Origin of the sequence: Bacillus cereus group sp. BfR-BA-01356, assembly GCF_022663635.1 — a bacterium.
GTDB classification, from domain to species: domain Bacteria; phylum Bacillota; class Bacilli; order Bacillales; family Bacillaceae_G; genus Bacillus_A; species Bacillus_A cereus.
The window spans coordinates 1-5,730 of record NZ_JAKUFX010000211.1 but is presented as its reverse complement, the minus strand read 5'-3'; the positions used below and the strand labels follow the sequence as shown (position 1 = coordinate 5,730).

Sequence of the window (5,730 nt, the reverse complement as noted above, 5' to 3'; positions counted from 1 at the left end):
TTTGTCTAGCATCTAAAATAAAAATTGACGTTTCACGTTGTTTGTTTCGTTCAGTTTTCAAAGAACTACTTGGTCGCTCATTTGCGACTTCCTTATGTTAACATCTTCGTTAGTTAATGTCAACTAAGTTTTTTTATTTCGTTTGTCGCTTGCGACGTTATTGTCATCGGCGACTTGTTCTATATTACACCTCTAAAGTATAATCGTCAACACCTTTTTATAAAGAACTTCAATTTAATATTTTTATGCTCTTTTAACTAAATACGTCTCTATAGGATTTCATTATCGGAGCACACCTTCTGCTTCTCTTTAATTCGTTTTTCCAAATATATTCGAGTTAATTTGAACTCTAGACTTAACTTGTGTGGACGTTTTCCTCCAACAAAACTAGCAACCTTATTTTAACAAATACTAGTATATAATTAGAGAGTTGTTGTACTATCAATAAAACTCTATTAGAAGCAGGTGAAGATATGAAAGATATACGTATCCTTATAGCAGACGACGATAAAGAAATCCGAAATTTATTAAAAATATATTTAGAACGAGAATTATACATGGTAGACACTGCAATCAACGGCGAAGAAGCCTTACATTTATTTAATCAAAATAACTATAACCTCGTTATATTAGATCTTATGATGCCCAAAATAGATGGAATCGAGGTATGTAAAAAACTTAGAGATAAAACTAACATACCTATATTAATGCTCACCGCTAAAGATCACGAAGTTGATAAAATTTTAGGTTTAAGCATTGGTGCTGATGATTATATTACGAAACCTTTCAGCATTCACGAAGTAATTGCACGAGTAAAAGCTCTTATGCGGCGTTTTTTAGTTCTCGGAAGTAACAATACTGCTCAAGAAAAAACAACTTTATCTTTTAAAGGACTAACTATCAATTTAAATACATACACAGTTCATACAAACAAAGAAGAAATTAGCTTAACCGGAAAAGAACTGGAACTATTAAAATTCTTTACTTCAAACCCAGGGCAAGTATTTACAAAAACACAGCTCTTCCGAAATGTGTGGGACGATAATTATATAGAAGATGATAATACCGTTATGGTACATATTCGAAAACTCAGAAAGAAAATAGAAATTGACCCTTCCAATCCAAAATTCATTCAGACTATATGGGGAATTGGTTATAAGTTTGTAGGTGAAAAGCTTGAAGACTGATAAAACCCTCTTCCTGATTTCATTACAACTTATCATTTGCGGGATTTTAAACATACAAATGGATCCAAGAATAAAAATGTCTTTATTTATTATCCTTATCTTAATTACAATTTATCTCTTCTTTTCAAGAATACAATTCATTCAACATCGCAAAGCAATGGATACTAAATTAAGTCGTGTACTAAAAGGAAACTTACAAACGAGATTATTCACAAGCAATGACCACTCATTACATAATATCGTTTTTTCAATAAACGAGCTAATAGGTAAATTAGAGCAGGTTCAAATTGAAGCCAAAAGATCCGAGGAATCCAGAAAACAACTTTTGTCTAGTATCTCCCACGATATACGAACACCACTCACCTCCATTATCGGATATATAGATGCTTTGAAAGACGGAGTTGCTGCTTCTGAAATAGAAAAACAAGAATATCTTAAAATACTCTATATGAAATCAAATAACTTAAAGCACCTAGTTGATGAAATATTCAATATGGCGAAGCTAGACGCTAATGAATTTCCACTAAAAGAAGAAGAACTCGACTTTTCTGAAGTTACTAGAGAAGTTTTGATTGAATTTTTACCTGAGCTCTCAAAACATAACATCGAACTGCAAATTCTCATACCAGAATCTACTTGTCCTATCATCGCAGATCATCTAAGCATTATGCGGATTATCGGTAATTTAATGAAAAATGCAATTTATTACGGAAAGGATGGAAAAACAATAGGAGTCGAATTGCTAGAAGCTGATGCAGAATACGAACTTCATATTTGGGATCAAGGCCCTGGTATTCCAAAACATGATTTACAAAACGTATTTGAGCGAATGTACCGAAGCGAACAATCAAGAAACTCTTCATTTGGTGGTAGCGGTCTCGGGCTTTCTATTTCCAAAGCGCTTGTTGAGAAAAACGGTGGACATATATGGGTTGAAAGTACTCCATGGAAACGAACTACTTTTGGCTTTTCTATTCCAAAGCACAATACTTTTAAGAAATAGTTAAGAAATGATTAATATGCAGTTAAGCCTTCCTTTTTATGATGTAAGTAAGAACTTATAGAAAGCAGGTGTCTCCTATAAATACAATTATAAAAACGACTAACCTTACTAAAGTATATGGCAATCAAAAATCAGTAGATAATTTAAATATTAATGTTCAACAAGGGGAGATTTATGGCTTCATAGGCCGCAACGGTGCTGGTAAAACAACAACCATTCGTATGCTACTTAGTCTTATAAAGCCTACAAGTGGAACGATTGAAATATTCGGAGAGAACTTATTCCAAAATCAAAAAGATATTTTAAGCAGAATTGGTTCTATAGTTGAAGTTCCAGGATTTTATGAAAACTTAACTGCAAAAGAAAACCTATTAATTAATGCAAAGATAATTGGGGTCCACAAAAAGAATGCTATCGAAGAAGCATTAGAAATAGTAGGCTTGCAGCATGAGACAAAAAAGTTAGTAGGAAAGTATTCTTTAGGAATGAAGCAACGCTTAGGAATTGCACGTGCTCTTCTCCATTATCCTGAGCTACTCATATTAGATGAACCAACTAACGGACTAGACCCTATTGGTATTAAAGAAATGCGAAAACTTATTCATTCTTTAGCTCAAGAAAGAAATATAACAATACTCATTTCTAGTCACATATTAGCCGAGGTAGAACAGTTAGTCGATCGTATCGGAATTATTCATGAAGGAAAGTTACTAGAAGAAGTTTCTCTTGATACGCTGCGCAAGGCAAACCGTAAGTACATAGAGTTTCAAGTGAATAATGACGATAAAGCTGTGATGTTATTAGAAAATCATCTTCAAATTTTTGATTATGAAGTACATGATGAAGGAAATATTCGTATTTACTCTCATTTTGGACAACAAGGATACATAAACAGAACGTTTGTTCTTAATGATATTGAAGTATTAAAAATGATGATAAGCGAAGATAGACTAGAAGATTATTTCACCAAACTAGTTGGAGGTGGAACAATTGGTTAATCTACTCTATACAGAACTCTTAAAGCTAAAACGCTCTAATATGTTTTTAATTAGCATTATTGGTGCTGGTGTCGCACCTTTCTTAGTTGTAGTAGCCTCTTATATACATATAAAAACAAAACAGCCAACTCCAACTATTTGGTTCCATCAATTATTCACTGACGTTAACTTATATACTACTTTAGTTATAGGATTCCCCTTATATGGAGTAGTGGTTGCTTATTTGCTTACCCGCGAATATACAGAAGATACACTGAAAAATTTACTAACTATCCCCGTGTCGCGCATTAGCTTTATTATAAGTAAATTCATCATTCTCTTTCTTTGGATTATGATGCTAACTTTAGTCGCTTGGGCACTTACTTTAATATTAGGGCTATTGGGGAACTTCCCTGGTTTTAACATTTCTTTACTTTTAGGTTCTTTCCTAGAATTTTTAATATGTGGTGGACTTCTCTTTCTATTGTCTTCACCTATTGTGCTACTAACTCTTGTAATGAAGAGCTATGTACCACCCATTATATTAACAGTCATTATTACAATGACTAATCTTATGCTCGTAAACTCCAAGCATAAAGATTTATTTCCGTGGACCGCTACTCTAGATATCGCAAATAACGAATTACAACCGACATATTCACCAGAGTATTCTTATATCATCATTGCAGTAACGACAATTTCCGGATTTATTGCAACACTATTCTATTTTAAAAAAGTAGACATTCATTAATGTATAGGAGTGAAAACTATGAGCGATATCATTATTGCCTTCATACTCGGTATTGTAGAAGGATTAGCTGAATTTTTACCTATATCTTCTACTGGCCACCTTATATTAGTCGGGCATTTATTAGGCTTTGAGGGAGAAAGAGCAAAAACGTTTGAAATTGTTATTCAGCTAGGCGCAATTTTAGCTATTGCAATTTTATATCATAAACGTCTCGTTTCTTTATGTAATATTAAACCTCTTATACAGAAAGAAAAAAAATTCAACGCGTTCCATGTATTTCTTGGCGTATTTCCGGCAGTCGTTGCTGGTTTGCTACTACATGATATTATTAAAACATACTTATTCCAGCCATACACTGTTGTGATTGGACTTGTAGCAGGGGCAATTCTTATGATCTTTGCAGAAGTAAAAAAGAAAGAGGCAGCAGCCTATTCACTGGACGATTTAACATACCGCCAAGCTTTAACAATCGGATTATTTCAGTGCTTAGCGGTATACCCTGGCTTCTCTAGAGCTGGCTCTACTATCTCTGGAGGTCTATTAGCAAAAGTAAATTATAAGACTGCATCTGAATTCTCTTTTCTAATAGCTCTTCCTGTAATGATTGGGGCGACAGGCTTAGACTTACTAAAAAGTTGGAAGTATTTAAGTGTCGATGACATCCCTATGTTTGCGGTAGGATTCATTACCTCTTTTATAGTAGCGATGCTAGCGGTAGTAACTTTTCTAAAACTTTTAGAGAAGATAGGTTTAAAACCTTTTGCATACTATCGTATTTTGTTGGCTATCTTATTTACGCTTTTCGTATTGCTATAGATTCATATAAGTCACATATTATTAAACTGATATTCAATTTAGAATATCAGTTTTTTTATCTATTTCAACTCTAGTATTACTCACTTCAATATGGCATAGTGATAATAAACTATCATTCATAATCTGAACGTTCTTTAAGTAACTATGTCCTTTATCATAAAATGCAATTGGAAAATTAAAGATCCCATATATGTACAGAACATATTTACAAACTATATTCACTCCACATAGTATCTTTTTAATTTGCAACACACTGATACAAATTAAAAATAAGTACAAAGGCATAACAAATAAATAAATTCCCTAGGAATTATAAAGAGATTAAATATTAATTAGAGTGAGGTGACGATAAAAATGAATCAATTAGCACAGACATATTGGGATACTTATTGGGGAAACAACAAAAAACCAGAATCTGTTACAGCTTGGCAATTTGGGGATGCCCCTAATTATCTTGCACAACTAGTAATTGACGGTATTAAAACAGCTACATGCTCCGGTCACATTTTTTATGAATTAGAACATGAATCGCTACCGACTACTAATGATTATAGTATTATACTCAATAGTAATGATGAACCTGTAGCTATTATTAAGACAATAGAAGTAACTGTAACACCAATGAATGAAGTAAGCGAAGAATTCGCTATCGCTGAAGGCGAAGGAGATCGTACTTATAATTACTGGAGAGACACCCATGTTCGTTTTTTTACAAAGGAATTAAATGAGCTTGGTCTTAATTTCTCTGAAGATATGTTACTCGTCTGTGAGCGTTTTGAACTTGTTGATGTGAACAATAAAGTGAAATTTTAATAAACTGAGATTTACCAGCCATTCTTATTTTTATAAAACACAAAAAAGACGAGTCATTCTGACTCGTCTTAAAGTTGCTTGGCGACGTCCTACTCTCACAGGGACAAGGTCCCAACTACCATCGGCGCTAGAGAGCTTAACTTCCGTGTTCGGTATGGGAACGGGTGTGACCTCTCTGCCATC

Annotated in this window: 6 protein-coding genes and 1 rRNA gene; 6 read left to right on the top strand and 1 reads right to left on the bottom strand. The window is 33.5% G+C overall.

Going from position 1 to position 5,730, the window contains the following annotated elements; all coding sequences use genetic code 11:
- Positions 1-473: 473 nt before the first annotated feature.
- The 6 genes from MR168_RS32050 to MR168_RS32025 all read left to right on the top strand — a co-directional run bounded on the left by MR168_RS32050 (position 474) and on the right by MR168_RS32025 (position 5,547).
- Complete coding sequence (locus tag MR168_RS32050; protein ID WP_000651995.1) at positions 474-1,187, top strand: response regulator transcription factor; 714 nt, start codon at positions 474-476, stop codon at positions 1,185-1,187.
- Positions 1,177-2,190 carry a sensor histidine kinase gene (locus MR168_RS32045; protein WP_000845328.1) on the top strand — a complete coding sequence of 338 codons (1,014 nt, stop codon included), beginning with the start codon at positions 1,177-1,179 and terminating at the stop codon, positions 2,188-2,190. Before MR168_RS32050 ends, MR168_RS32045 begins: the two co-directional genes overlap by 11 nt.
- A gap of 68 nt (positions 2,191-2,258) precedes the next feature.
- On the top strand, positions 2,259-3,188 hold the full coding sequence (locus tag MR168_RS32040) for an ABC transporter ATP-binding protein (RefSeq protein WP_000074581.1): 930 nt from the start codon (positions 2,259-2,261) through the stop codon (positions 3,186-3,188).
- Entirely contained in the window at positions 3,181-3,918 is a 738-nt protein-coding gene (locus tag MR168_RS32035) for an ABC transporter permease (RefSeq protein ID WP_242291746.1), read from the top strand. The genes MR168_RS32040 and MR168_RS32035 overlap by 8 nt, the downstream gene beginning before the upstream one ends.
- Before the next feature lie 18 nt (positions 3,919-3,936).
- Positions 3,937-4,734, top strand: a complete 798-nt coding sequence (gene uppP, locus MR168_RS32030; protein WP_001279957.1) for an undecaprenyl-diphosphate phosphatase UppP — start codon at positions 3,937-3,939, stop codon at positions 4,732-4,734.
- Positions 4,735-5,088: 354 nt separating this feature from the next.
- Positions 5,089-5,547: an ASCH domain-containing protein gene (locus MR168_RS32025; protein WP_001072419.1), complete on the top strand. Its 459-nt coding sequence runs from the start codon at positions 5,089-5,091 to the stop codon at positions 5,545-5,547.
- A gap of 76 nt (positions 5,548-5,623) precedes the next feature.
- Here the strand turns inward: MR168_RS32025 and rrf are convergent.
- Positions 5,624-5,730 (bottom strand): 5S ribosomal RNA (gene rrf, locus MR168_RS32020); the annotation flags it as partial.